Source organism: Massilia endophytica (genome assembly GCF_021165955.1).
Lineage (GTDB): Bacteria > Pseudomonadota > Gammaproteobacteria > Burkholderiales > Burkholderiaceae_D > Rugamonas > Rugamonas endophytica.
The window spans coordinates 5,006,294-5,031,264 of record NZ_CP088952.1; the positions used below are offsets into that span (position 1 = coordinate 5,006,294).

Here is a 24,971-nt window from a genome sequence, read left to right on the forward strand (position 1 = left end):
GGCTCCGGCCGGCCCCGGCGGTGCGACGGAACGGCAAGATTTCGGTCTTGCCGTTTTTTTTTCGGATGAAGCTATCCCTGCGGTAGAATCGGTTCATGCAAGCGAACTTTCCCCACACGGCAGTGCAATGCCTGACTGCCATCGCGCAGCACCACGGTCTGCAGATCAACCCGGAACGCCTGATCGACGACTACGCCCTCGGCGCGGAAGAGCCCGGTAACAACCTGCTGCTGCGCATGGCGGGCGACATCGGCATGAAGGCCAAGGTCGGCCGCCTGAGCTGGGAGGGCCTGCGCAAGCAGGGCGGCGTCTTCCCCCTCATGGCGCGCCTGCGCAACGGGCACATGGTCATCGTGGCCGGCCTGGGCGACAACGAGCAGGTGGCCGTGCTGGACCCGCAGCAGGGCGGCCTGGCCATGGAAGCGCGCGAGGCCTTCTGCGCGCGCTGGGAGGGCGAGGTGCTGTTCGTGCGGCGCCAGCACAAGCTGAGCGACCCCAACCAGCCTTTCGGCCTGCGCTGGTTCATTCCCGAGATTCTCAAGCAGAAGACGGCCTACCGCGACATCTTCATCGCCGCCGTGGCGATCCAGGTGCTGTCCCTGGCCTCGCCCATGTTCTTCCAGCTGGTGATCGATAAGGTGCTGACCCACCAGAGCGTGACCACGCTGTGGGTGCTGACGGTGGGCGTGGTGATCGCGCTCGGCTTCGAGGCGGCCCTGGGCTATGTGCGGCAGATGCTCACCATCGCCGCCTCCAACAAGATCGACATGCGCCTGACCCGGCGCACCTTCGCTCACCTGCTGAGCTTGCCGATCGACTACTTCGAGAGCAGCACGGCCGGCATCATCGCCCGCCACATGCAGCAGCTCGACCGCATCCGCAACTTCCTCACGGGCCGCCTCTTCATGACGGCCCTGGACCTGATCTCCCTGGTGGTCTTCATCCCTATCCTGTTCTCCTATTCGGTGCTGCTGGCCACGCTCGTGCTGGTGTTCGCGGCCCTGATCGGCGGCATCGTGATGGCCATGGTGCCCACCTTCCAGCGCCGCCTGCACGCCATGTACGCAGCCGAAGGCCAGCGCCAGGCCATGCTGGTGGAAACCATCCACGGCATGCGCACGGTGAAGGCCCTGGCCATCGAGCCCAGCCAGCGCCGCATCTGGGACCAGCGCTCGGCCGAGGCGGTCACCATGCACTACCGGGTGGGCAAGCTGGGCCTGACGGGCAATGCCATCACGGACTTCCTCAGCAAGCTGCTGCCCGTGCTCATCATCGTGCTCGGCGCCCAGTCCGTGTTCGACCAGACCATGACCATCGGCGCCCTGATCGCCTTCCAGATGCTGTCCCAGCGCGTCACCAACCCCCTGATTTCCGTGGTGGGCCTGGTCAACGAATACCAGGAAACGGCGCTCTCCGTGCGCATGCTGGGCGAGGTGATGAACCGCGCGCCGGAAGGGCGCAGCGGGGCGGGCGGCCTGCGCCCCGTGCTGCAGGGCGAGATCCGCTTCGAGGACGTAACCTTCCGCTACCCCGGCTCGCCCAACACGGCCCTGGACCGCACCAGCTTCACCATCAAGCCCGGCACCGTGGTCGGCATCGTGGGCCGCAGCGGCTCGGGCAAGACCACCCTGACCAAGGTCATCCAGGGCCTCTACGCCGTACAGGAAGGCATCGTGCGCTTCGACGGAACGGACGCGCGCGAGATCGAGCTGCCCCACCTGCGGCGCCAGATCGGCGTCGTGCTGCAGGAGAACTTCCTCTTCCGCGGCACCGTGCGCGAGAATCTCACCGTCACCAAGCCGGACGCCACCTTCGAGGAGATCGCCGCCGCGGCCGCGGCCGCGGGCGCGGACGAATTCATCGAGCGCCTGCCGCAGGGCTACGACACCCTGCTCGAAGAGAACGCCTCCAACCTGTCCGGCGGCCAGAAGCAGCGCCTGTCCATCGCGCGCTCCCTGCTGGCCAAGCCCCGCATCCTCATCCTGGACGAAGCGGCCAGCGCCCTCGATCCGGAGAGCGAAGCCATCTTCATCAACAACCTGTCGAAAATTGCCGTGGGCCGCACCGTGGTGATGATCTCGCACCGCCTCTCCACCCTGGTCAATGCCGACGCCATCCTCGTGATGCAGCGCGGCCGCCTGGTGGACGCCGGCACCCACAAAGAGCTGCTGGAGCGCAGCGACACCTATCAGCACCTATGGAACCAACAAACAAGCCATCTGTGAACGAGCGCAGGCGCCGCGGCAGCGAGGAAACGGAACTCGACTTCCTGCCGGACGCGGACGCGATCGAGCGCAGCCCCCTGCCGCGCTCGGTGCGCATCACCCTGCACCTGCTGGTGGCGGCCATGGCCATCTTCATCCTGTGGGCCAGCCTGTCGAAGGTGGACACGGTGGTCACGGCGCGCGGCCGCCTGGTCAATCCCCTGCCCAATATCGTGGTCCAGCCGCTGGACAATTCCATCGTCGAGAAGATCAATGTGCGCGTGGGCCAGGTGGTGAAGAAGGGCGAGCTGCTGGCCACCCTCGACCCCACCTTCACCCGCGCCGACGACGCCCAGCTGCGCACCCGCCTGGCCAGCCTGGAGACCCAGATCGCCAGCCTGAACATGGAGCTGAACGGCGGCAGCGGCGGCGCGGCAGGCGGCGCCGACGCCCGCCTGCAGGCCCAGCTGCAGGCCGAGCGCCAGGCCAACTACAAGGCCCAGCAGGTGCGCCTGGAAGAGAACATCGCCCGCCTCAAGGCCAGCATCGAGACCAATCTGCGCGACCAGCAGGTGCTGACCCAGCGCCTGGCCTCCCTGTCGCAGATCGAGGCCATGCAGGAGAAGCTGGTGGCCGAGAACTTCGGCGCCAAGATGCAGCTGCTGGAGGCGCGCGACCGCCGCCTGGAGGTGGAGCGCAGCCTGATCATGGGCCGCAGCCGCGATGCCGAACTGGCCAAGGAACTGGGCGCGGCCCAGGCCGAGCTGTCCGCCTTCGGCAAGGGCTGGCGCCAGAAGTCCCTGGAAACCCTGCTGGAAGCGACGCGCGAGCGCGACAGCATCCGCGAGCAGCTGGCGAAGGCCGACAAGCGCAACCAGCTGGTGCAGCTGAGCGCTCCGGCCGACGCCGTGGTGCTCGACATCGGCAAGCTCTCCGAAGGCTCGGTGGCGCGCGCGGCCGAACCCATGTTCACCCTGGTGCCCCTGGGCGCCCAGCTGGAGGCCGAGGTGGAGATCGATTCCCTGGACGTGGGCTACATCAAGACGGGCGACCACGCCTACCTGAAGTTCGACGCCTTCCCCTTCCAGAAGCACGGCGCGCTGGACGGCAGGGTGCGCACCATCAGCTCGGACGCCTTCCGCCGCGAGCAGGTGCAGCCCGGCCAGGGCACGGATGCCTACTACACCAGCCGCATCGCCTTCGGCAAGGCCACCCTGCGCAAGATGGCGCCGGGCGCCCGCCTGCTGCCGGGCATGACGGTCTCGGCCGAGATCGTTGTCGGCCAGCGCTCCGTCATGTCCTACCTGCTGTGGCCGCTCACCAAGGCCATGGACGAGTCCATCCGCGAGCCCTGATCAGCCTTCCAGGCGCTCGCAGACAAGTTCGGCGATGGCCAGCGAGGCCGTCAGCCCGGGCGATTCGATCCCGAAGAGATTGACCAGCCCCGGCACGCCGTGCGCGGCCGGGCCGTCGACCACGAAGTCGGCGGCGGGGCTGCCCTGGGGCCCGAGCTTGGGGCGCACCCCCGCGTAGTCGGGCTGCAGGGCGCCGTCCGGCAGGCCCGGCCAGTATTTGCGGATCTCCGCATAGAAGCCGTCGGCGCGTTCGCGCCGCACCGTGTACTCGGGACGTTCCACCCATTCCACGTCCGGCCCGAAGCGGGCGCGGCCCGCCAGATCCAGGGTCAGGTGCACGCCCAGCCCGGCCTGCTCCGGCACGGGATAGACCAGGTGGCTGAAGGGCGCCTTCACGCTGCAGGAGAAGTAATTGCCCTTGGCGTAGAAGGCCTGCGGCCGGTGTTCCGGCGCCAGGTCCTCCAGGCGCGCCGCCAGGTCCGGCGCGTCCAGCCCGGCGCAGTTGATGACGGAGCGGGCCAGCCAGCGCTCGCCCTGCACCTCCAGGGCGATGCCGTCCGCTTCCACCCGCCAGCCCTGCAGCGGCGCTTGCAGCACCAGGCTGGCGCCCGCCTGCTCGGCATCGCCAAGCAGGCTCAGCATTAAACCGTGGCTGTCGATGATGCCCGTGCTGGGCGACAGCAAGGCGCCCTCGCAGCGCAGGGCGGGCTCCATGTCCCGGGCCGCTGCGGCCTCCAGGACTTGCAAATCATGCACGCCATTGCGGGCCGCCTGTTGCTGAATGGCCTCAAGTTGCGCCAATTGCTGCGGCGTCGTTGCAACGATCAGCTTGCCGCACCGGTGGTGCGCCACGCCCCGTTCCGCGCAATAGGCGTACAGGGCCTCGCGCCCGCGCACGCACAGGCGCGCCTTCAGGGAACCGGCCGGATAATAGATGCCCGCGTGGATCACCTCGCTGTTCCGGGCGCTCGTGCCGCTGCCGATGCAGTCGCTTGCTTCCAGAATGACAACCTCGCGCCCGCGCAAGGCCAGGGCCCGCGCCACCGCCAGGCCGATCACGCCCGCGCCGATCACCACGCAGTCCAGTTTATCTACCATAAAGCATTCCAATCTAAGCGAGAAACAGCAGTGTAACTCTTGCCTTGCAGCAGTTGACGCCCTCTGCGGGAAGAAATATCATCGGTTCGATCCGCTCGAAGGATATCGCTCCACACAGCAGAGCAACAGGCCCCGGGCCCTTTGTCCGGCCCCGCAGTTCCACAGCAAAGCAGAGCTTTCCCCATGCAGCAACTTATCAATAGTTACACCGACAAGCTGTCCGCAGCGCTCCGCATGGACGCCATGCAGCAGGTGCCGGTGCTGGCCGAGGCCATGCGCGAAGCCTGGCGCACCCAGCACACCATCTACTTCTGCGGCAACGGCGGCAGCGCGGGCAATGCCATCCACCTTGCCAACGACTTCCTCTACGGCGTGGGCAAGGAGCACGGCATCGGCATGCGCGTGGAGTCCCTGAGCGCCAATGCGGCCGTGCTGACCTGCCTGGGCAACGACATCGGCTACGACCGCATCTACGCCGAACAGCTGCGCGTCAAGGCCGACAAGGGCGACGTGCTGGTCGTGCTCTCCGGCAGCGGCAATTCGCCCAACATCGTCAAGGCCCTGGAGATGGGCAACGAGCTGGGCATGACCACCTTCGCCCTGCTCGGCTACTCCGGCGGCAAGTGCAAGGACCTGGCCCAGCACCCCATCCACTTCCCGATCGACGATATGCAGATCGCCGAAGACCTGCAGCTGGTGATCGGCCACATGTGCATGCAGTGGCTGTGCGAGCAGAAAGCTTCCTGAGCCCCGGCGCGCGGAGGCTTGCCGCGCCTTCCGTTCAACCCGTTTCCTGACTGAGCCCATGCAACATCGATTCCTCGTCATTGGCAGCAACTCCTTTTCCGGCGCGGCCTTCGTGGCCTACCTGCTGGAGCGCGGCCACAGCGTCATCGGCGTCAGCCGTTCCGAAGAGCCCCATCCCGTCATGCTGCCCTACAAATGGCGCGAGCCCAAGGGCAGCTTCGCCTTCCACCAGGTCGACCTGAACCGCAACCTGCCGGACCTGATCGCGCTCATGAACGAGCAGCAGCCGGAGTACGCGGTCAACTTCGCGGCCCAGGGCATGGTGGCCCAGAGCTGGCTGCAGCCGGCCCACTGGTACCAGACCAACGTGGTGTCCCAGGTGCTGCTGCACGACGAGATGCGCAAGCTGCGCTACCTGAAAAAATACGTGCACGTCACCACGCCCGAAGTCTACGGCAGCACGGACGGCTGGCATGCCGAGAGCTTCCACTTCGCGCCCAGCACACCGTACGCCGTCTCGCGCGCGGCCTGCGACCTGCACCTGATGAGCTTCTTCAAGGCCTACAGCTTCCCGGTCTGCTTCACGCGCGCCGCGAACGTGTACGGGCCCGGCCAGCAGCTCTACCGCATCATGCCGCGCGCCATGCTGTATGCGCGCCTGGGCAAGCAGATGGAGCTGCACGGCGGCGGCCACTCGGTGCGCTCCTTCATCCATATCGACGACGTGGCCGACGCCACCCTGCGCATCGCCGACCACGGCGTGCCGGGCGAGAGCTACCACATCTCCACCTGGGAAACGGTGTCCATCCGCCAGCTGGTGGAGCGCGTCTGCGACATGACGGGCGTGGCCTTCGCCGACCTGGTGAAGGTCACGGAAGACCGCCTCGGCAAGGACCAGGCCTATCTGCTCGACAGCAACAAGATCCGCAAGGAACTGGGCTGGGCCGACACCATCAATCTCGATACGGGCATGCAGCAGACGCTGGCCTGGGTCGACAACAACCTCGACACGCTGAAGACTCTGCCAGCGGACTACATTCACAAAGCATAGGGATCAAGCATGAAACTTCTCATTACCGGCGGCTGCGGCTATGTCGGCACCGTGCTCACCGAACAGCTGCTCAAGGACGGCCACACCATCACCGTGGTCGACACCCAGTGGTTCGGCAACCACCTCAAGCCCCACCCCCAGCTGACCGTGCTCAAGCAGGACACCCGCGACGTCGATGCCATCCCCCTGCAGGGCGTGGACACCATCATCCACCTGGCCAATATCGCCAACGATCCGGGCGTGGAAATGAACCCCACCCTGTCCTGGGAAGTGAATGTGCTGGCCACCCAGCAGCTGGCCGACCGCGCCGTGCGCAACGGCGTGCGCCACTTCATCTTCGCCAGCTCCGGCAGCGTGTACGGCGTGAAGGACGAGCCCCAGGTCACGGAAGACCTGGAGCTGGTGCCCATCACCGCCTACAACAAGACCAAGATGGTGGCCGAGCGCGTGCTGCTCTCCTACACCGACAAGATGCGCGTGCACAATGTGCGCCCGGCCACCGTGTGCGGCTGGTCGCCGCGCATGCGCCTGGACGTGAGCGTGAACATGCTCACCATGCAGGCCCTGAAGAACGGCAAGATGACCGTGTTCGGCGGCGACCAGACCCGCCCCAACATCCACATCCAGGACATGGTGAACGTGTACCGCCACTTCCTGGCCAATCCCGACCTGCCTTCCGGTAACTACAACGCGGGCTTCGAGAACATCTCCATCCTGGACATCGCCAACCGCGTGGCGGGCACCGTGCCGGCCGAGATCGTGGTGACGGCCTCGAACGATCCCCGTTCCTACCGCCAGAACTCGGACAAGCTGCTGGCCACCGGCTTCAAGCAGCAGCACAGCGTGGCCGACGCCATCCGCGACGTGTCCGAGAAATTCAAGTCCGGCGAGCTGGTGGACAAGGACGAGTACTACACCGTGCGCTGGATGAAGCACCTGAACCTGCAAGCCTGACAATGACCACTTCCGTTCAACTCGCGGCCCAGTTCCGCGCGACCGCCGTCGAGATGTCGCACCGCGCCGGTGCGGCCCACCTCGCCTCGGCCATGTCCTGCATCGACATGGTGGCGGCCCTTTACCACTCCGTGCTCAAGGTCGATCCGGCCCGGCCCCAATGGGAGGAGCGCGACCGCTTCATCCTGTCCAAGGGCCACGCCGCCACCGCCCTGTATGCGGCCCTGGCCTACAAGGGCTTCATCAAGCCGGAAGACCTGCTCACCTATGGCAAGGCGGGCTCCCTGCTGGAAGAGCACCCGACGCCGCGCCTGCCGGGCGTGGAGACGGCTACCGGCTCCCTGGGCCACGGCCTGGCCTGCGGCATCGGCATGGCCCTGGCGGCCCGCATCCAGCAGCGCAGCTACCGCACCTTTGTGCTGATGAGCGACGGCGAGTGCAACGAAGGCTCGGTCTGGGAATCGGCCCTGTTCGCCTCGGCCAACAAGCTGGGCAGCCTGACCGCCTTCGTCGACTTCAACAAGTGGCAGGCCACGGGCCGCAGCCGCGAAGTGCTGGGCCTGGACCCGCTGGCCGAGAAGTTCCGCAGCTTCGGCTGGAACGTGCACGAGATCGACGGCCACGACCACGCGGCCATCCTGGCAGCCGTGGCGGATACCCGCGCCGACCAGCCGACCATGGTGGTCGCGCACACGGTCAAGGGCAAGGGTGTGTCCTTCATGGAAGATGACAATAACTGGCACTATCGCATTCCTACCGTGGAAGAAGTGCAATCGGCCAAAGCGGAGTTGGGCGTACTATGAGAAATGCTTTTGCCAAAGCCGTCACCGAACTGGGCGACGAATATCCTGAACTGGTGATGCTGGCCGGCGACATCGGCAACCGCCTGTTCGACAAGTTCAAGGACAAGCACCCGACCCGCTTCTACAACTGCGGCGTCGCGGAAGCGAACATGACGGGCCTGGCCTCGGGCCTGGCCGCTTCCGGCCTGCGTCCCATCACCTACACCATCACGCCCTTCAACACCACGCGCGTGCTGGAACAGATCCGCCTGGACATCTGCTACCCCAACCTGCCCGTGATCGTGGTGGGCACGGGCGCCGGCCTGTCCTACGCGAACCTGGGCGCGACCCACCATTCGATGGAAGACATCGCCATCCTGCGCACCCTGCCGAACATGCACGTGGTCTGCCCCGCCGACCCGGTGGAAGTGAAGGGCGCCGTGCGCGACGCGCTGCGCCTGGGCCGTCCCACCTATATCCGCCTGGGCAAGAAGGGCGAACCGGCGATCCACCCGAGCGAGCCGGACTTCCGCATCGGCAAGGGCATCACGGTGCGCGAAGGCAAGGACGTCGTCATCTTCAGCGTGGGCAACATGATCAAGCCCGCGCTCGACAGCGCCGAACAGCTGGCCGCGCGCGGCATCTCGGCCCAGGTGGTGAGCCTGCACACCGTCAAGCCCCTGGACGACGCGCTGCTGGCGCAGAGCTTCGCGGACAAGAAGGTGGTGGCCGTGGTGGAAGAGCACAGCTTCACGGCCGGTGCCGGCAGCGCCGTGCTGGAATGGGGCCATGTGCGCCGCGTCAACCTGGACAAGCTGGTCTGCGTGGCCGGTCCCGACCGCTTCCTCTCCGGCTGCGGCGAACAGGACGAGGCGCGCGAGCTGGTCGGCCTGACCTCGCACGCCATCACGCAGCAGATCGTCGACCGCCTTGGATAAGCTTATGCGCCTCGGTCTCGATTTCGACAACACCCTGATCAGCTACGACACGCTGTTCCGCCAGGTCGCCCTGGACAAGGGCCTGGTGCCGCAGGAAACCGCGCCGCAGAAGAACGCGGTGCGCGACTACCTGCGCCAGCAGGACCGCGAGGACGAGTGGACCAGGCTGCAGGGCGAAGTCTACGGCGGCCGCATCCTGGAGGCGGCGCCCTATCCCGGCATGCGCGACACCCTGGCCCATATCGCCACGCACGGCGTGCCCATGGTGATCGTCAGCCACAAGACGCGCTATCCCTACCTGGGCGAGCGCTGGGACCTGCACGCGGCGGCCCGCAGCTGGCTGGAGAAGCACGGCTTCCACGCGGAAGACGGGCTGAACTGGCAGCAGGAACAAGTCTTCTTCGAGCTGTCGAAGGAAGAGAAGATCGCCCGCATCGTGGCCCAGCAGTGCACCCACTACGTGGACGACCTGCCGGAGATCCTCGACATGCTGCCGGACACCGTGCACAAGATCCTGTTCTCGCCGGACGGCAATGTGACGCCCAAGGCTGGCTGGACCGTGATGTCCGACTGGCAGCAGCTGCCGGGCCTGCTCAAGCTGGCATGAGCGCGGCCTTGCCGGCCGCCGTGGCGGCCTTTTGCGCCGCCCATGGCGTGCTGCCGCCCATTGCCGCCGAACCCCTGCGCACGGGCCGCAACAGCGAAGTGCAGCGCCTGGTGCACGCGGGCGGGCTCACCCTGCTCAAGCGCTATTTCCAGCATCCCGCCGACCGGCGCGACCGGCTCGGCACCGAATTCGGTTTCCTCAGCGTCTGCCAGCAGCAGGGCCTGGCCCATGTGCCGCAGGCCCTGGCCATGGACCGCGAGCTCAATTGCGCGCTCTACAGCTTCCTGCCCGGCCAGCGTCCCGCCGTCCCGGCCGACGGTCACGTCGACCAGGCGGCCCGCTTCATCCTCGCCCTGAACGGCCTGCGCGGCAGCCCCGGCGCGGCGGCCCTGCCGCCCGCCTCGGACGCCTGCTTCAGCATCGAGGCCCATCTGGGCCTGGCCGCCAGCCGCATCGCCCGCCTCATGGCCGTGGCGCCGGACAGCGCGGTGGCCGCCGAAGCCTGCGCCTTCGTGCGCGATACGCTGGAGCCGGCATGGCGCGCCCTGGACGCGGCGGCCCGCGCGGCCCTGGCGCCCGGCGAGCTGGCGGCGGAACTGCCGTCCTCCGCGCGCATCCTCTCGCCTTCCGATTTCGGCTTCCACAACAGCCTGGAGCACGAAGGCGTGCTGGCCTTCGTCGATTTCGAATACGCGGGCTGGGACGATCCCGCCAAGCTCATCTGCGACTTCCAGTGCCAGCCCGAGCTGCCCGTGACGCCGCAGCAGGGCGCCCGCTTCCGCGGCGCCCTGCTGGCCGGGCTGGGCGACGATGGCGCCGTGGCGCGCCGCGTGGCGCTGCTCCTGCCCCTGCACCGGATAAAATGGTGCTGTATCCTGCTCAACGAACTGCGTTCGGAAGACCGCCAGCGCCGCCTGCACGCGGGCGTGGACGCCAATGCCCTGCTGGAGACCCAGCTGGCCAAGGCGCGCAACTACTTCCAGACCCATCTCGCAACTATCGCTTAAGAAAGAAGCCATGGCTTACATCGATTTCCTTTCCTCGGTCCACAAAAGCACTACGCGCGACTACCTGGCGCGGGTGAACGACCCCGACTATCCGAAGGCCAAGGCGGCCGCCCTGGCCAAGCAGTGGGGCTTCGACTACTGGGACGGCGACCGCAAGATCTGCTACGGCGGCTACAAGTACATGCCGGGCCGCTGGGCGCCCGTGGCCCAGGCCATGATCGACCACTACGGCCTGAAGGCGGGCGACAAGGTGCTGGACATCGGCTGCGGCAAGGCCTTCCTGCTGTACGAGATGTCCCTCATCGAGCCGGGCCTGGAAATCCACGGCATCGACGTGTCGGAATACGCCATCGAGCATGGCAAGGAAGAGATCAAGGACCGCCTGCAGGTGGGCAATGCCACCAAGCTGCCCTTCCCGGACCGGCATTTCGACCTGGTGTTTTCCATCAACACCATGCACAACCTGCACAACTACGAGCTCGACGCCGCCCTGCGCGAAATGGAGCGCGTGGGCAAGAAGAACAAATACCTCTGCGTCGAGTCCTACCGCAACGAGGAGGAGAAGGCCAACCTGCTGTACTGGCAGGTGACCTGCGAAGCCTTCTGCACGCCCGAGGAATGGGAGTGGTGGTTCAAGCAGACCGGCTACACCGGCGACTATTCCCTGATCTATTTCGAGTGAGGCCACGATGAGCGCAATGCCAAAAACCATGAAGGCCGCCGTGCTGGTGGCGCAGAAGCAGCCGCTGGCGATCGAGGAGATCACCATGCCCGAGGCCCTGGCCGTGGGCCAGGTGCTGGTGAAGGTGCACTACAGCGGCATCTGCGGCTCCCAGCTGGGCGAGATCGACGGGGCCAAGGGCGAGGACAAGTACATTCCCCACCTGCTGGGCCATGAGGCCTCCGGCACCGTGCTGGACGTCGGCCCAGGCGTGCGCCACGTGAAGGTGGGCGACAAGGTGGTGCTGCACTGGCGCAAGGGCCTGGGCATCGAGGCCGAGACCCCGCACTACAGCAGCAATGGCCGCAGGATCAACGCGGGCCAGGTGACCACCTTCAGCGACTACACCATCGTGTCCGAGAACCGCGTCACCGCCATCCCCCAGGACAGCGACCTGGAAGTGGCGGCCCTGTTCGGCTGCGCCGTGACCACGGGCTTCGGCGTGGTGGAGAACAACGCGAAGCTGCGCATCGGCGAATCCGTGGTGGTGTTCGGCGCGGGCGGCATCGGCCTGAACATCGTGCAGGCGGCGGCCCTGGTGTCGGCCTACCCCATCATCGCCGTGGACATCCACGACAGCAAGCTGGAACTGGCGCGCGAAATGGGCGCCACCCACCTGATCAACAGCGCCAAGGTGGACGCGAAGCAGGCCATCCTGGACATCGTGGGCCCGGCGGGCCTGGACGCCTTCATCGACAACACAGGCCAGCCCGCCATCATCGAGATGGGCTATGGCATCACCAAGCCGCAAGGCCGGGTGACCCTGGTGGGCGTGCCGAAGAAGGGCAACAACATCAATATCTATTCCCTGCCGCTGCACTTCGCCAAGGGCCTGTCCGGCTCCCACGGCGGCGAGGCCGTGCCGCAGACGGATATCCCGCGCTACCACGACCTGTTCCGCGCCGGCCGCATCCAGCTGAAGAACCTGATCACCAATGTGTACACCCTGGACCGCATCAACGAGGCGATCGACGGCGTGCGCAGCGGCGCCATTGCGGGCCGCTGCGTGATCAGGATGGACTAGGGAAGAAAGGGCGCGTCAGCTGCGGTTGGCGCGCTCGTAGGCCTGCGGGGTGCCGATATCGAGGAAGAACTCGGGCGTTTCGTAGGTGGCGATGCGGCCCACCAGGTGCGGCAGCACCTCGTTGCTGAAGTCGGTCGCCTGGGCGAACTCCTTCTCCATCATCGCCAGCAGTTCCGCCGACAGCAGGTAGACCGCGCCGTTGGCCAGGTTGCCCGGCGGATTGGCCTTCTTCTCGTGGAAGGCCTGCACCACACCCTCTTCATCCAGCTCCACGATGCCGCAGCTCTGCGGGGTCTCCGTGCGGAAGGTCATCATCGTCATCAGGCAGTGGGCGGGCCGCTCGCGGTGCGCCTGCTGGAAGGCCTTGAAGTCGGCCAGGCAGTAGTTGTCCGCGTGGATCAGCATGCCGTCCTCGCCTTGGAAGAAGCCCAGGTTGGCGCGCAGGGTGCCCGCCGTGTTCAGCAGCACCTCCTCGTGTGCCTGGAGGATGGCGTGGCGGTCCGGGCGGGAGGCGATGAAGGCCCGCACCTGGTCCGGCAGGTAATGGGTGTTGACGAGGAAGGCGCGCACGCCCGCCGCGCTCAGGCGGTCGATCCAGATGCCCAGCAGGGGCTCGCCCTTGATGGGTACCAGGCATTTGGGCACGCTGTCGGTGAGGGGGCGCAGGCGGGTGCCGAAGCCCGCGGCCAGCAGCAGGGCCCTCATGCGCCCAGCTCCTGCAGCAGTTCCCCCGTGCGGATGGGCAGGTTGCCCACCCGGCCCACCTGGATGGCGGCGGCGAGCGAACCCAGGCAGGAAGCTTCCCAGATGTCCGCGCCGCAGGCCAGGGCCAGCACGCCCGTGATCAGCAGGCTGTCGCCGGCGCCCGCCACGTCGCGCGGGGCCGAGTTCAGGGCGGCGATGCGGTCCGTCATCCAGCCGCTGGCCGCGCCTTCCCCGTTATGGATCAGCAGGCCTTCCGCCCCCAGGGTCAGCAGCACGTTCTTCGCGTCGGCCTGCTGGCGCAGGGCCTCGGCCAGCACCACCAGGCCATCGTCGCGGTTGCGGGTGGCCAGGCGGGCCTCGTGCTCGGTCGGCGTCACCATGTCCATGCCGCGGAAGCGGGCGATGTCGCCCACCTGGGAGGAGGACTGGCTGTCGGCCGCCAGCACCACGCCGCGCGCCTTGGCCATGGCCGTGATCTGGTCCACCACAGGCTGCGGCAGGCAGCCGTAGTTAAAGTCGGAGAACACCAGTACGCTGGCATCGGCCAGGGCCGCCTCCACCTCGGCCAGCAGCTGCTCCTGCAGGCGGGTCGAGATGGCCGCCTGGTGCAGGTGGCTCACGCGCAGCATGCTCTTGCCCTGGCAGCGGTAGCGCTGCTTCAGGGTGGTGGGGCGGCTGTCGTCCACCAGCATGCGGGCCTGCACGCCGTGCGCCGCCAGTTCCTTCGCCGCGTAGTCGCGCGTGGCGTCCTGGCCCGTGACGGACACGAACTGCACGGAAGCGCCCATGCCCGCCGCGTGCGCGGCCACGATGCCCGCGCCGCCGACGAAGCGCAGGGTGTCGATGGGCGTGACCACGATGGTGGGGTCCTCGCGCGACATGCCCAGGGGCTCGCAGGTGATGTATTCGTCCACGATCAGGTCGCCCACCACGCACACCTTGGCGCCCACGAACTTGCGCACCAGCTCGGCCAGGCGGGCCTTGGCGATGCCGTGGCGCTCCATATAGGCCTTGGGCAGGCCGATGGTGCGCAGGTCCACCTGCTGCATCTCGCGGTGCAGCAGGTCGAGCGAGGAGAACATGCTCTCGCCGGAGCTGAACAGCAGGCGGCCGCCGTACTGCGCCAGCTCGGCCGCTTCCGGATTGTCCGCGTCCTCGTGCTCCTTGCCCTTGACCACGATCTCCGGCTTCAGGCGCGCAATCAGGGCCGTCACGGGCTCGTCGAGGATGAAGGCCTCGTCCACCTGGCTGATGCTTTGCACGCTCTCCAGGCGCATGCCCTGGGGCACGTGGGCGCCGTCGCCCGCCATGCGGTCGGAGTACACGGCCACCACCAGGCGGTCGCCGCATTCGCGGGCGAAGCGCAGCAGGCGCAGGTGGCCCGGATGCAGGACATTGAAGTTGCCCGAGACCAGAACAGTTTTTGCAGACATAGCGTTCTATTTTTTCCTGGTTAGAGACCCTTGCGGCGGCGGATTTCCGCGATGGCGCCGCGCACGTCCTGGAAGTCGATGCCCTTGAGTTCGCTGATATCGAACTCCCACCACTTGAGCTCCAGCAGCTCGGCGATCACGTCCGCCTCGAAGCGGTAGCGCAGCACGCGGGCGGGGCTGCCCACCACGATGGCGTAAGGCGGCACGTCCGCCACCACCACGGCGCCCATGCCGATCACGGCGCCGTCGCCGATCTTCGTGCCGAAGCGGATGCAGGCATTGTCGCCGATCCACACATCGTTGCCGATTTCCGTGGTGGGGTTCTTCGGCGCCAGGTTCACGCCCTCGTCCACGATGGATTCCCCGAACACGTTCTGCGTGCCGCGGTACTGGAACTCGTGGATCGAGAGCCAGTCGGTGGGGTGGGAGAAGGCGCCGATGGACACGCGCGAGCCGAAGGTGCAGTAGCGGCCGATGCGGCTGTTCGTCACATAGGAGAAGCAGCCCAGGCCGAAATACTTGCCCAGGGTGCTGCGGCTCACGGTCGAATGCTTGTCCAGCACCAGGTTGCCCGGCGACTCCACATTGAAGACGCCCGCGCCCGGGTTCAGGCGCACATAGGGCTGGTCCTGGACGAAGACTTCGAAGCTGGGGTTGTTCTGCGTGATCAGCATGGCTTAGCGCGGGGCGATGGGGCGCAGCCAGTCGGCGTGCTCCACGAGATAGGGCAGCCTGCCGCCCGCGCCCAGGCGGGACACGCTGGCCGGGTCGCTGGTGTCCTGTTCGGCCACCACGCGCGCCAGGCGCTGCAGCTCCTCCACCGACTCGTCGTAGGGAATGATGAACTCGTTGAGCGGGGAATCGAGCGCCAGTTCTGGCGACATGTACAGGTAGGAGCCGATGATGGGCGAACCCTTCTGCTGGTAGGGCGCGCGGTAGCCCAGGGAGGAATGGCCCACCTGGATATCCTTGGACTGCGGGATGAGCTGGGTCATCTTGAAGGTCTTCAGCCCGCCCAGCATCATGAAGAAGGACATGCCGTTGGTGCCCGTGACCACGCGGCCGCACAGGTGGATGAAGGGGATCACCAGCTCCATCGGCAGGTCCACCGGGGTGGTGCCCTCGATGGGCATGGTGTGCAGGCCGTTGAAGGGATTCAGGCCGCCCACATTGGTCAGCACGGTGTAGCCCAGTTCGTTCAGGCGGGCGGCCAGGGCGGCCCAGAACTCGTAGGGGAACTTGGAGGCGGAATTGTTGATCGGGCACAGCAGCACCGTGCGGCCCAGGCGCACGCCGCATTCGCGGCTCAGCTGCCAGGCGCGCTCTTCCATCTCGGGGCTGATGCGCGGCGCTTCCCAGCGCGCGTTCCAGGGCAGGCGCATGATGAAGCGCGCCATGTCCGTTTCGCTGATGCCGCCCCGGCCCGCGTACTGGGTCAGGTACTTGATGCCGTCGCCCGCACGGAAGCCGCGGTCGATCCAGCAGGCGCTGATGGGCATGTTCAGTTCGAAGCGTTCCTGCGGAATGTAGTCGCTGCGCAGGAAGGCGCGCATCATGTCGTCCGTCATGACGACGATCTTCAGGAAGCGGTGGCTGTACATGCGCGCCAGCGGCGCGTGCTTTTGCGTCACCACGAGGATGATGCCGTGGCCGTGGTGCTCCACGAAGGCCTCGGCCAGGCCCAGCACTTCGGCGGTTTCGCCGATGTTGTAGCCGCACAGCAGGATCCAGGCGGGCACGCCGGGAATGCGGATATTGTCTTCGACGATCTGGTCCAGCTGGGCGTGCAGGGCGGCGAAGGCGTTCTGTCCGGCGTCCGCCGGTGCGGTATGTTCCTGTCCCGTATCAGACATGGGAATTCTCCTGGTTGGGCAGTACGAAGCGCAGGCCGCTGCCCGCCAGGCGGGCGGCGATGCGGCGCGCGATCGCGGGATTCATGGGCAGCAGCAGGCTGGCGCCGGCCGGCACCTGGTCCACGCCGAGGATCGGCAGGCCCATATGGCTCTTGCCGATGCGCTGGCTGTCTTCGTCCACGAAGAACTGGATCTTGCCGGGCACTTCGCTGGCCAGCCAGGTGGCCGAGATGGACGAGCCGAAGATGCCCACCACGCCCTCGGCCTCTTCGGCCGCCTGCTTGAGGCCCGCGAACAGCTGGAGGTGGCCGCCCGCCAGGGCGGCCAGCTGGGCCGCGTCGGCCGCAGGCGCCGCGCCGCGCGGCTGCAGCAGCAGGGACAGCTCCTTGGGCACATTGGTGTCCGAGATGGCGAGCAGGTCGAAGCCCGCGGGCGACAGCAGGGCCACCAGGGACTCCACCGAGAAGTGCGAGACATGGTCGGCAATCAGCAGATCGAAAGGCGATTCCTTGACGTTCGGCACCTGGAGGAAGATGCGTCCGCCCGGCTTCAGCCTGGCCGCCGCTTCGCGCAGCAGGCTCACGGGGTCCACGATGTGTTCCAGCAGGTGGATGGCCACCACCAGATCGAACTGGCCTTCCAGCGTATCGAGCCCGCCGCAGTGCAGGCGGGTGTTGGGAATGGCCTCGATCACGGCGCGGTTCTTGTCGTCGAACTCCGTGCCCGTCAGTTGCCAGCCGGGCTGGGCGGCGCTGAACTTGCCGAGGAAGGCGCCGTTGCCGCAGCCGATCTCCAGCAGGCGGCCGGCGGCGGGCAGCGGGGTTGCGCGGCCGAGCCAGGCAATGATCTGCTCCGAGCGCGCCAGGCCGCCGCCGTCGGCCGTGAACACGGCCTGCTCCGCGCCGCCGCTCTGGGCGTAGATGGCGTAGCTCTGGTAGATGGCCGTGGTCTGTTCCAGGTAGGCGGCATCGATCTGCTTCTGGATCAGGCCGCAGGCGCCGCAGACGGCAAGCTTCAGGGGATAGTTCCAGGGCCTGCAGTCCGAGGTCACGGAGGTGAAGGCCGCGGGCGCGCTGACCGGCTGGAGGGCCGGGCGGTGGCAGGCGTGGCAGGTATTCGGCATAAAGGTCGTCAGTGAATTGTGCAGGGCCGGGCCGGGCGGGGCCGAGGCGTCCTGCGTGGCTTCGATCAGGCGCAGCGCGTCGGGACGGCCCGCGAACCAGCGCTGCGCAAACTCGTAAAAGGACAGCTCGCCCTCGCCGCCCAGCTGATAGAGCCCGCCCTGCCGGGCCGCGATCAGCAGGCGCAGGCCATCCACGGCCTGTTCCAGCGGCAGGGGCGAGAGCAGCTTGTTGGTGAAGGCCCGCACGGGCTGGCCCGCCGCCGCGGCCGCCTCCCATTGTTGCAGGAAAGGCGTGCGGGGGCCGATCACCTTGCCTATCCGCAGCACGGCGGCCTGGCCGGGCGCCTTGTCCAGCAGCGCCTCTTCCACGGCCAGCTTGAAGCGGCCGTAGTTGGACACGGGCGAAGGAGGCTCGTCCCGCGCCACGAAGGCCTTGCGGCCGTCGAACACGGCCGTGCTGGACAGGAAGACGAGGAAGCAGCCCGCCGCCAGGCAGTCGTCCGCCAGGCTCAGGGTGTTGCGCACATTGAGGCGTTCGCACTCCTCCGCCTCCGCTTCGCAGCGCGCCATGCTGGACACGGCGGCGCACAGCACCACGCTGCCGAACTGTTCCAGGGGCAGCGCGTGGCGGCCTGCCGCCAGGTCGAAATGCAGCACCGCGCCGCCGCAGCGCTCCGCGTGGCGCGAGGTGGTGGCCACGGCCACGCCCTCGCGGCGCAGCCGCCCGGCCAGCGCCTCGCCGATGGGGCTGTCGCCCCCCACGATCAGGACGCTTTGCTGGCGGGCGGACGCGTGCGGCATGCTCAGCCCTGGCGCGTGAGCAGGATGCCCAGTGCGGTGTTCACGGCGGTCTGGATGCGCGCGGCCTCGATGGCGCCGTTCTTGATGTCCTCGTGCATGGAGGTCATGTACCACATGCAGGTCATCAGCTTGCTGGTCAGCATTTCCTGCAGGGCCGGACGGTCCACCAGGAACTTGCCCTGCAGGTGGGCGTCGCACAGCAGCTGCAGCCATTCCACATTGGACTCGATGCGCACGCGGTTGTTGCGCTGGTCCTGGCCGCCGTGGATGCGGAAGTAGCTCAGCGCCTCCGGCAGGTAGACCACGTCGGCCCGCGTCATCACCTGCAGCCAGGTGGCCACGTCGGACAGGCTGGTGTACTGGCGGCCCAGGAAGACGCCGAACTGGCCGTCCAGCAGGCTGCGGCGGAACATGGCCGTGGTGGGCTCGCCCACCAGGTTGGTGCCGTTGCGCAGGATCATTTCGGCGAAGGACACGCCGTTGATGGCGGTCGGCTGCTCGAACAGGCGCTCGGTGCCCGTCAGCGGCGGCAGGAAGTTGCCGTCCGCGTCGATCAGCTGGCGGAAGGAGGTCACCAGGCCCACGTTCGGGCCGCTGGCCATGGCCAGCATCATGCGGTTGATCTTCTCCGGATGGTAGAGGTCGTCATCCATCAGGAAGTTGACGAACTCGCCGCGCGAACCGTGGAAGCAGTTCATGAAGTTGTCCATCACGCCGCAGCCGGGGGCCCGCAGGTAGCGGATGCGCGGGTCGCGCGCCACCAGGGGCGCCAGGCGGCGCTCGGTGTCGTCGTTCTCGCTGTTGTCGCTGATGACCACTTCCAGGTTTGGATAGTTCTGGGCCAGCACCGACTGCAGGGCCAGTTCGCAGTAGTCGGGGCGGTTGTGCGTGGGAATGAGCACCGACACCAGCGGCAGGTCGAGCTGCGGCGGCAGCGGCACGGCGGGCTGGGGCTCGCCCTTGAGCGCCACGCGCTCGAAGGCGTCCTCCAGGTCGCGCACGAAGCGCGGCGTGTCGAACAGGTCGCTTTCCAGGCGGGTTTCTTCCAGCTGGCGGCGCAGGGCCAGGGCGCGCGCACGGTCCAGGCCCAGGGCCACGGCCTTTTCCTCGTAGGCGTCCAGCTCGAAGGTGATGAGCTCGGGCAGGCCCACGGCGCGCAGCAGGCTGCCCGCCATGCGCGAGGAGAAGGTGCGTCCGGCGCAGGTGAGCACCGGCAGGCAGGCCCACAGGGCGTCACTGGCCGTGGTGCCGCCGTTGAAGGGGGCGGTGTCCAGGAACAGGTCGGCCACCTTGTAGCGGGCCAGGTATTCGGCCGGAATGGCGCGTTCGACGAAGATCAGGCGCTCGGCGGCCACGCCCGCCAGCTCGGCGCGGCGCAGCAGGTTGGTGTTGACCTGCTCGTTGTCGGAGAGCAGCCACAGCACGCTGCCCGGCACCCGCTTCAGGATGCGCATCCAGGCGCCGAAGAAGTCTTCCGTGATCTTGAAGTTGTTGTTGAAGGCGCAGAAGACGAAGGCGTCCTCCGGCAGGCCCAGGCTGGCGCGCGTGGGCGCCGGGCCCACTTCGCGCTGGCGGTCGTTGATCTGGAAGCAGCGCGGCAGGCGCAGGGGCTTCTCCGTGAAATACGGCTCCAGCTCCGTGGGCAGCACGAAGTCGTCCGCGATCACGTAGTCGATCTCGGGGTGGCCTGTCGTGCCCGGCAGGCCCAGCCAGGTCATCTGCACCGGCGCCGGGCGCAGGCTCAGGATGTCCGGGCGCGCGCCGCGCGTCAGGCCGTGCAGGTCGACGAGGATGTCGATTTCCTGCGAGCGGATCAGCTGGGCGACGTCGCGGTCGCTCATTTCCGCCACGCGGAAGTGGCGGTCGAAGCCGGCCACCACGCGGGCGCGGATGGCCGAGCCGTCCTCGCGGCTCCAGTCGAAGCCGTAGACCTCGACCCGGTTGCGGTCGTGCAGGCCGTACAGTTCGGCCGTCAGGATGGACACGGCATGCCAGCAGAGGTCGCCCGACATGTAGCCGATGCGCAGGCGCTCATGGCCGTAGCCGCTGCGCTTGCTCAGGTAGTCCGTGGTCAGCTTGACCTTGTCGCGGATGAAGCGCTTGGCCGAGGCCAGCTGCATGGCCGGATCGGGCGAGCCGCTCAGCATGGCCAGCGCGGAGGTCGCTTCCATCAGGTCGGGCAGGGCCACGCCGGACAGGGCGGTGTCGAACACGGGCCAGCGGCACTGCTTCTGGCGCAGGTGCACCCAGTGCGTGATCACGTCCGGCTGCTTGGGGTTCAGGCGCAGGCTGGAGGTCATGACCTCCTCGGCGCCCGGATAGTCGCGCTGGATCTCCAGCAGGCGGCCCAGGTTGTTCAGGGCCATGATGGCCTGGGCGCGCTCGGCCTCGACCTCGGTGTTGGCGTAGCTCACCACCTGGCGCCAGGCGTCCAGCGCCTCGTTCGGGCGCTGCAGGCGCTCCAGCAGGGTGCCCAGGTTGAGCCAGCCTTCGCTGAAGCGGGGATTGTGGGCCACGGCCGTGCGGTAGCAGGTCTCGGCGGCGGCGGAGTCGCCCCGGTCGCTCAGCAGCACGCCCAGGTTGAACCAGGCCGCGTAGGCGATGGGGGAATTGCTGTTGCCCAGCCAGGTGCGGTAGAGCTCGACCGCCATGCCCGACTGGCCGGCCGCCGTCAGTTCCTGGGCGGTGGAGAACAGGTCGATGATCGAGAGCTGGCCGGCGGTGGCCTGGGCCATGGCGCTGCGGTGCTTGGCGGCGGCGTCGGAGAAGAGGGAGGTCATGCAGTGCTCTCCCGCTCAGGCCTGGACCGCGTGCTGGCGCAGCAGCTCGGCGTGCTTTTCCCGGTGCAGGAAAAAGAAGTTGGTCGGAATGGTGTTCTCGTCCATGGTGCCGAAGGGCTGCAGGCGGCCCCCGTTGCTGGTATAGGCCTCGTAGCCCAGGGCGCGGAACAGGGTGAAGATCTCGTTCGGGCTGTAGCCGAACTGGGCCGACCACTTGCGCAGGATTTCGGCCAGCACGATGGGCTTGTCGCGCGCGATGGTGGCGTGGCCGCCCTTGAACACGAGCAGCTCGGCGCCTTCCACGTCGCACTTGATGAAGTCCACGCGTACGCCCGTTTCCTCGGCGAAGGCGTCCAGGGTGCGCACGGTGCACTGGGCGGTGCGCACGTCGCCGCGGCCCGTCAGGTTCACCGCCGAGGCGTTGCCCGAGCCTTCGGCCGGGTAGTAGAAGGTGAACTCGCCCGGCTGGTCGGACAGGCCGAAGTTGAAGGGCTTGATATTGCTGGTGGCGTTCAGGGCCAGGTTGGTCTGCAGGCGCTCGTAGGTATCCGGGATCGGCTCGAAGGCGTACACCGTGGTGGCGCGGCGCGAGGCGGCGATATTGATGGAGTACCAGCCGATATTGGCGCCGATGTCGAAGAAGTTGTCGCCGTCGGCCACCAGCTTCTCCATCATGTCCGACTCTTCCTTCTCGTAGTCGAAGAAGTTCAGCGTTTCCATGGGCGCCACGCGGTAGTCGCCGGGCGTGCAGGCGATGCGGATGCCGCGGTCGCGCGAGGTCATGATGACGCGCCCGTCCTCGACCTCGATCTTCTTCACATTGGTGCGCGGCAGGTAGGCCGCGTAGTCGAAGAAGACCGCGTGGTGCGCCTCGTACATGGTCTTGATGAAGGTCGGCTTGTCGATCTTGCCTTCCTGGAACTGGGTCAGCGTATCGGTGACAGAAATCATGGGGGCACTCATGGGAAGGGTTTCAGGACTGTCCGGCAGGCCAGTCCCGCAGGGTCAGCGACATCTGTTCGCGCAGGTAGTCCTGCGTACCGGCGCTGCTGATGAAGGCATTCGGGATCGCAATCCGCTTCACGGCGGGCAGGGCGGCCAGCCTGCCCTCGGACAGCAGGTCGTGCAGGCGCTCCAGGATGGCCGAGCCGAAGCCGCCGTTGGCCTGGTGCTCTTCCAGCGTGGCGATCTGGCTGTAGCGCGCGGCCAGCTCGGCCAGCTGGGCCGTGTCGATGGGATTGACGAAGGGGAAGCTGTACAGGTCCGCCGCCAGGCCGTGCTGCTCGATGTAGCGGCTGGCATAGCCCACCATGTCGCCCGTGGCGAAGACGGCGGCGCGGTGCGCGCCCTGCTTCAGCGCCAGGGCGCGGCCCAGGCTCACCTCGGGCGGCGCGGCGTGCAGGCGCGGCTCGCCCGCCTTGTTCAGGCGCATGTAGCAGGGGCCGGGATGGCTGGCGATAAAGCCCGTCATGGCCGCCACCTCGGACGGATCGCCGGGCGCCGTCACCACCAGGCCGGGAATGGTGCGCAGCATGCCCAGTTCCTCGGTGGTGTGGTGGGAGGTGCTGAGGGGGCCGTAGGCATAGCCGCCGCCCACGGCGATGATCTTCACGTTGGCCTCGTGGTAGCACACGTCGTAGCGGATCTGCTCCATCGCGCGCAGGGTGGGGAAATTGCCGATGGAGTAGCAGAAGACGGTATAGCCTTCCATGCTCAGGCCCGTCGCCAGGCCCACCATGTTCTGTTCGGCGATGCCCACGTTCAGGAAGCGCTCGGGGAAGCGCCGGGCGAAGGGCTCCAGCACGGAATAGCCCAGGTCCCCGCACAGCAGGAAGATGCGCTCGTCCCTTTCGGCCAGGGCCAGCAGGCTGTCGATAAAGGTGGTCCTCATGCTGCGTGTCCTTGCGTCAGTTCCTCGCGCGCCGCCGCGAACTGGGCGGCATCCGGCGACTTGTAGTGCCAGGCCAGCTGGTTTTCCATGAAGCTCACGCCCTTGCCCTTGACGGTGTGGGCCACCACCACGCGCGGCTTGCCGGGCTGGCGGCCCGTCTTGGCCAGGGCGGCGGACAGCTGGCCGTGGTCGTGGCCGTCCACCTCGATGCAGTCCCAGCCGAAGGCGCGGAACTTGTCGGCCAGCGGGTCGAGGTTGAGCACCTCGGCCGTGCTGCCGAAGCTCTGGATCTTGTTGTAGTCCACCACCAGGGTCAGGTTGTCCAGCTTGTGGTGGGGGGCGAAGAGAATGGCTTCCCAGTTCGAGCCTTCGTCCAGCTCGCCGTCGCTGACGACGGCGAACACATGCCAGTCCGCCTGGCGGCGCTTGCCCGCCAGGGCCGTGCCCGCCGCCACGGAGAGCGCGTGGCCCAGGCTGCCCGTCGAGAGCTCGACGCCTGGCACCTTGTGGTTGACGTGGGAGGTGAAGTAGCTGCCGTTGTCGGTGAAGGTCTCCAGCGCGGCGTGCGGGTAGTAGCCCGTTTCGGCCAGCACGGCGTAGAGGGCGGTGCAGGCGTGGCCCTTGCTGTAGAAGAGGCGGTCGCGCTGGGGCGCCTTGGGCTGGGCCGGGTCCTTGTGCAGCACACTGCCGTACAGCACGGCCAGCACGTCGGCGACAGAGAGGGCGCCGCCCAGGTGCGATGCGCGCTTGTTAAAGCACATCTGCAGGCATTGCAGCCGGATGTTGCGGGCCAGGTCTTGGGTGGTGGTCATGATCGGTCCTGTGGCGTGGCGGCGCGGCGCGCCGTCACAGATAGCTTTCGATGGTGCGGCGGAAGCCGTCCGCCAGCGAGGTGCGGGGCTGCCAGCCGAGGGCCGCGGCGCGGGCGATGTCCGGGCAGCCGCGCGACACGGCGCTCGGCATGTAGACGTCGCCTTCCTTGCGCTCGACAAAACTGACGGTCAGGCCCTTCTCCGGATACATGCCCACCAGCAGCTGGCCCAGGCCGCGCATGCTGATCTCGCCGTCCGGGTTGCCGATGTTGTAGGCCGTGGCCGGAGCGCCGTCCAGCAGCACCTTCCAGAAGCCCGCCACCGCGTCCGCCGAATAGCAGAAGGCGCGCGTGGCCAGGCCGTCGCTCTTCAGGGCGATAGGCTCGTTGCGCAGGATGCAGGCGACGAAGTCCGCATACACGCGGCCGTCGTCCAGCAGCATGCGCGGGCCGTAGGTGTGGAAGGGGCGCACGATCTTCACGGGCACGCCGTGCTGGTGGTGCCAGGAGACGCACATGTTCTCGCCCATGCGCTTGCTCTCGGCATAGCAGGCCCGCACGTTCGTCGGGTCCACCACGCCGTAATCGTCTTCGGCGGTGGGCACGCGCGAAGGCTGGCCGTAGACTTCGCTGCTGCTGAAATACAGGAAGCCTTCGCTGCCGCTGGCGCGGGCCAGCTCCAGCAGGGCGGCCGTGCCCAGGGTGTTGGCGCTCAGGGTGCCCACCGGGTCGCTCGAATAGTATTTCGGGCTGGCCTGGCTGGCCGCGTGGATGATGTAGTGGGGCTTCTCGTCCAGCGTGAAGGGGCGGCTGATGTCCTGCTCGATGCACACCAGGTCCGGACGGCCCGCGTGGTGGGCGAAGCGGCGCTCGAAGCCCGCGCGGCTGCGGGCCATGGCCAGCACGCGGATGCCGAGCTGGCGCGTTTCGTTCAGGTAGAGCAGGCTTTCCACCATATAGGACGGCAGGAAGCCCGCCGCGCCCGTGATGCAGACGGTCTTCCCGCCCAGCTTCTCCCACTGGAGGCCGAAGCCGGCCGTGATGGCCTGCATGTCGGCGGTTTCGACGGCGTGGCGTGGCATGCGT

At 67.5% G+C, this 24,971-nt stretch carries 22 protein-coding genes; 11 read left to right on the forward strand and 11 right to left on the reverse strand.

All coding sequences use genetic code 11. The features are described 5' to 3' along the window. Nucleotides 1-95: 95 nt before the first annotated feature. Both LSQ66_RS22960 and LSQ66_RS22965 read left to right on the forward strand, forming a co-directional pair. On the forward strand, nucleotides 96-2,225 hold the full coding sequence (locus LSQ66_RS22960; protein ID WP_231767483.1) for a peptidase domain-containing ABC transporter: 2,130 nt from the start codon (nucleotides 96-98) through the stop codon (nucleotides 2,223-2,225). Next, a complete protein-coding gene (locus LSQ66_RS22965; RefSeq protein WP_231767484.1) occupies nucleotides 2,222-3,559 on the forward strand; it encodes an HlyD family type I secretion periplasmic adaptor subunit in 1,338 nt (445 codons plus the stop codon). Before LSQ66_RS22960 ends, LSQ66_RS22965 begins: the two co-directional genes overlap by 4 nt. Here LSQ66_RS22965 and LSQ66_RS22970 read toward each other — a convergent pair whose 3' ends face one another. Further along, complete coding sequence (locus LSQ66_RS22970) at nucleotides 3,560-4,657, reverse strand: NAD(P)/FAD-dependent oxidoreductase (RefSeq protein WP_231767485.1); 1,098 nt, start codon at nucleotides 4,655-4,657, stop codon at nucleotides 3,560-3,562. It lies immediately after the preceding gene. Between the two features lie 183 nt (nucleotides 4,658-4,840). Here LSQ66_RS22970 and LSQ66_RS22975 point away from each other — a divergent pair, with 183 nt between their 5' ends. The 9 genes from LSQ66_RS22975 to LSQ66_RS23015 are packed head-to-tail and all read left to right on the forward strand — an operon-like array spanning nucleotide 4,841 to nucleotide 12,488. After that, on the forward strand, nucleotides 4,841-5,404 hold the full coding sequence (locus LSQ66_RS22975) for an SIS domain-containing protein (RefSeq protein ID WP_231767486.1): 564 nt from the start codon (nucleotides 4,841-4,843) through the stop codon (nucleotides 5,402-5,404). A 58-nt stretch (nucleotides 5,405-5,462) separates the two neighbouring features. Further along, a complete protein-coding gene (locus LSQ66_RS22980) occupies nucleotides 5,463-6,455 on the forward strand; it encodes a GDP-mannose 4,6-dehydratase (RefSeq protein ID WP_231767487.1) in 993 nt (330 codons plus the stop codon). A gap of 9 nt (nucleotides 6,456-6,464) precedes the next feature. Beyond that, nucleotides 6,465-7,409, forward strand: a complete 945-nt coding sequence (locus LSQ66_RS22985) for an NAD-dependent epimerase/dehydratase family protein (RefSeq protein WP_231767488.1) — start codon at nucleotides 6,465-6,467, stop codon at nucleotides 7,407-7,409. A 2-nt stretch (nucleotides 7,410-7,411) separates the two neighbouring features. Continuing rightward, entirely contained in the window at nucleotides 7,412-8,212 is an 801-nt protein-coding gene (locus LSQ66_RS22990; protein WP_231767489.1) for a transketolase, read from the forward strand. Then, on the forward strand, nucleotides 8,209-9,129 hold the full coding sequence (locus LSQ66_RS22995) for a transketolase family protein (RefSeq protein WP_231767490.1): 921 nt from the start codon (nucleotides 8,209-8,211) through the stop codon (nucleotides 9,127-9,129). The genes LSQ66_RS22990 and LSQ66_RS22995 overlap by 4 nt, the downstream gene beginning before the upstream one ends. Nucleotides 9,130-9,133: 4 nt before the next feature. Further along, nucleotides 9,134-9,736 carry an HAD family hydrolase gene (locus LSQ66_RS23000; protein ID WP_231767491.1) on the forward strand — a complete coding sequence of 201 codons (603 nt, stop codon included), beginning with the start codon at nucleotides 9,134-9,136 and terminating at the stop codon, nucleotides 9,734-9,736. Beyond that, nucleotides 9,733-10,743 (forward strand): phosphotransferase, encoded by a 1,011-nt coding sequence (locus LSQ66_RS23005; RefSeq protein ID WP_231767492.1) that lies wholly within the window; start codon nucleotides 9,733-9,735, stop codon nucleotides 10,741-10,743. The genes LSQ66_RS23000 and LSQ66_RS23005 overlap by 4 nt, the downstream gene beginning before the upstream one ends. A gap of 10 nt (nucleotides 10,744-10,753) precedes the next feature. Next, on the forward strand, nucleotides 10,754-11,425 hold the full coding sequence (locus tag LSQ66_RS23010) for a class I SAM-dependent methyltransferase (RefSeq protein WP_231767493.1): 672 nt from the start codon (nucleotides 10,754-10,756) through the stop codon (nucleotides 11,423-11,425). Nucleotides 11,426-11,432: 7 nt separating this feature from the next. Further along, nucleotides 11,433-12,488: a zinc-binding dehydrogenase gene (locus LSQ66_RS23015; RefSeq protein ID WP_231767494.1), complete on the forward strand. Its 1,056-nt coding sequence runs from the start codon at nucleotides 11,433-11,435 to the stop codon at nucleotides 12,486-12,488. 15 nt (nucleotides 12,489-12,503) lie between these two features. Here LSQ66_RS23015 and LSQ66_RS23020 read toward each other — a convergent pair whose 3' ends face one another. From LSQ66_RS23020 to LSQ66_RS23065, 10 genes are read right to left on the reverse strand one after another with little or no spacing between them, the layout of a single operon-like run. Further along, on the reverse strand, nucleotides 12,504-13,193 hold the full coding sequence (locus tag LSQ66_RS23020) for a nucleotidyltransferase family protein (protein ID WP_231767495.1): 690 nt from the start codon (nucleotides 13,191-13,193) through the stop codon (nucleotides 12,504-12,506). After that, complete coding sequence (locus LSQ66_RS23025) at nucleotides 13,190-14,626, reverse strand: PfkB family carbohydrate kinase (RefSeq protein WP_231767496.1); 1,437 nt, start codon at nucleotides 14,624-14,626, stop codon at nucleotides 13,190-13,192. Before LSQ66_RS23025 ends, LSQ66_RS23020 begins: the two co-directional genes overlap by 4 nt. A 20-nt stretch (nucleotides 14,627-14,646) precedes the next feature. Continuing rightward, nucleotides 14,647-15,300 carry a CatB-related O-acetyltransferase gene (locus LSQ66_RS24830; RefSeq protein WP_269449113.1) on the reverse strand — a complete coding sequence of 218 codons (654 nt, stop codon included), beginning with the start codon at nucleotides 15,298-15,300 and terminating at the stop codon, nucleotides 14,647-14,649. Between the two features lie 3 nt (nucleotides 15,301-15,303). Further along, the gene (locus LSQ66_RS23035) at nucleotides 15,304-16,479 is read right to left on the reverse strand and encodes a hypothetical protein (RefSeq protein ID WP_231767497.1); all 1,176 of its coding nucleotides are present in this window, start codon (nucleotides 16,477-16,479) and stop codon (nucleotides 15,304-15,306) included. Beyond that, nucleotides 16,472-18,403 (reverse strand): sugar nucleotide-binding protein, encoded by a 1,932-nt coding sequence (locus LSQ66_RS23040; protein ID WP_231767498.1) that lies wholly within the window; start codon nucleotides 18,401-18,403, stop codon nucleotides 16,472-16,474. The genes LSQ66_RS23035 and LSQ66_RS23040 overlap by 8 nt, the downstream gene beginning before the upstream one ends. Nucleotides 18,404-18,405: 2 nt before the next feature. Then, nucleotides 18,406-21,183 (reverse strand): O-linked N-acetylglucosamine transferase family protein, encoded by a 2,778-nt coding sequence (locus tag LSQ66_RS23045; RefSeq protein WP_231767499.1) that lies wholly within the window; start codon nucleotides 21,181-21,183, stop codon nucleotides 18,406-18,408. A gap of 15 nt (nucleotides 21,184-21,198) precedes the next feature. Beyond that, nucleotides 21,199-22,134 carry an FkbM family methyltransferase gene (locus LSQ66_RS23050; RefSeq protein WP_231767500.1) on the reverse strand — a complete coding sequence of 312 codons (936 nt, stop codon included), beginning with the start codon at nucleotides 22,132-22,134 and terminating at the stop codon, nucleotides 21,199-21,201. Between the two features lie 22 nt (nucleotides 22,135-22,156). Continuing rightward, complete coding sequence (locus LSQ66_RS23055) at nucleotides 22,157-23,074, reverse strand: transketolase family protein (RefSeq protein WP_231767501.1); 918 nt, start codon at nucleotides 23,072-23,074, stop codon at nucleotides 22,157-22,159. Further along, complete coding sequence (locus LSQ66_RS23060; RefSeq protein ID WP_231767502.1) at nucleotides 23,071-23,886, reverse strand: transketolase; 816 nt, start codon at nucleotides 23,884-23,886, stop codon at nucleotides 23,071-23,073. Before LSQ66_RS23060 ends, LSQ66_RS23055 begins: the two co-directional genes overlap by 4 nt. Nucleotides 23,887-23,920: 34 nt before the next feature. Beyond that, nucleotides 23,921-24,967, reverse strand: a complete 1,047-nt coding sequence (locus LSQ66_RS23065; protein ID WP_231767503.1) for an NAD-dependent epimerase/dehydratase family protein — start codon at nucleotides 24,965-24,967, stop codon at nucleotides 23,921-23,923. Between the last annotated feature and the right edge of the window lie 4 nt (nucleotides 24,968-24,971).

Bases quoted from the DNA above. Each gene is read 5' to 3' on its own strand.
- LSQ66_RS23050 (WP_231767500.1), bottom strand. From the start codon at position 22,134: ATGATTTCTGTCACCGATACGCTGACCCAGTTCCAGGAAGGCAAGATC.
- LSQ66_RS23065 (WP_231767503.1), bottom strand. From the start codon at position 24,967: ATGCCACGCCACGCCGTCGAAACCGCCGACATGCAGGCCATCACGGCC.
- LSQ66_RS23005 (WP_231767492.1), top strand. From the start codon at position 9,733: ATGAGCGCGGCCTTGCCGGCCGCCGTGGCGGCCTTTTGCGCCGCCCAT.
- LSQ66_RS22995 (WP_231767490.1), top strand. From the start codon at position 8,209: ATGAGAAATGCTTTTGCCAAAGCCGTCACCGAACTGGGCGACGAATAT.
- LSQ66_RS23055 (WP_231767501.1), bottom strand. From the start codon at position 23,074: ATGAGGACCACCTTTATCGACAGCCTGCTGGCCCTGGCCGAAAGGGAC.
- LSQ66_RS23000 (WP_231767491.1), top strand. From the start codon at position 9,134: ATGCGCCTCGGTCTCGATTTCGACAACACCCTGATCAGCTACGACACG.
- LSQ66_RS22985 (WP_231767488.1), top strand. From the start codon at position 6,465: ATGAAACTTCTCATTACCGGCGGCTGCGGCTATGTCGGCACCGTGCTC.
- LSQ66_RS23045 (WP_231767499.1), bottom strand. From the start codon at position 21,183: ATGACCTCCCTCTTCTCCGACGCCGCCGCCAAGCACCGCAGCGCCATG.
- LSQ66_RS23035 (WP_231767497.1), bottom strand. From the start codon at position 16,479: ATGTCTGATACGGGACAGGAACATACCGCACCGGCGGACGCCGGACAG.
- LSQ66_RS22960 (WP_231767483.1), top strand. From the start codon at position 96: ATGCAAGCGAACTTTCCCCACACGGCAGTGCAATGCCTGACTGCCATC.
- LSQ66_RS23060 (WP_231767502.1), bottom strand. From the start codon at position 23,886: ATGACCACCACCCAAGACCTGGCCCGCAACATCCGGCTGCAATGCCTG.
- LSQ66_RS23040 (WP_231767498.1), bottom strand. From the start codon at position 18,403: ATGCCGCACGCGTCCGCCCGCCAGCAAAGCGTCCTGATCGTGGGGGGC.
- LSQ66_RS22980 (WP_231767487.1), top strand. From the start codon at position 5,463: ATGCAACATCGATTCCTCGTCATTGGCAGCAACTCCTTTTCCGGCGCG.
- LSQ66_RS23025 (WP_231767496.1), bottom strand. From the start codon at position 14,626: ATGTCTGCAAAAACTGTTCTGGTCTCGGGCAACTTCAATGTCCTGCAT.
- LSQ66_RS23020 (WP_231767495.1), bottom strand. From the start codon at position 13,193: ATGAGGGCCCTGCTGCTGGCCGCGGGCTTCGGCACCCGCCTGCGCCCC.
- LSQ66_RS22970 (WP_231767485.1), bottom strand. From the start codon at position 4,657: ATGGTAGATAAACTGGACTGCGTGGTGATCGGCGCGGGCGTGATCGGC.
- LSQ66_RS23010 (WP_231767493.1), top strand. From the start codon at position 10,754: ATGGCTTACATCGATTTCCTTTCCTCGGTCCACAAAAGCACTACGCGC.
- LSQ66_RS23015 (WP_231767494.1), top strand. From the start codon at position 11,433: ATGAGCGCAATGCCAAAAACCATGAAGGCCGCCGTGCTGGTGGCGCAG.
- LSQ66_RS24830 (WP_269449113.1), bottom strand. From the start codon at position 15,300: ATGCTGATCACGCAGAACAACCCCAGCTTCGAAGTCTTCGTCCAGGAC.
- LSQ66_RS22975 (WP_231767486.1), top strand. From the start codon at position 4,841: ATGCAGCAACTTATCAATAGTTACACCGACAAGCTGTCCGCAGCGCTC.
- LSQ66_RS22990 (WP_231767489.1), top strand. From the start codon at position 7,412: ATGACCACTTCCGTTCAACTCGCGGCCCAGTTCCGCGCGACCGCCGTC.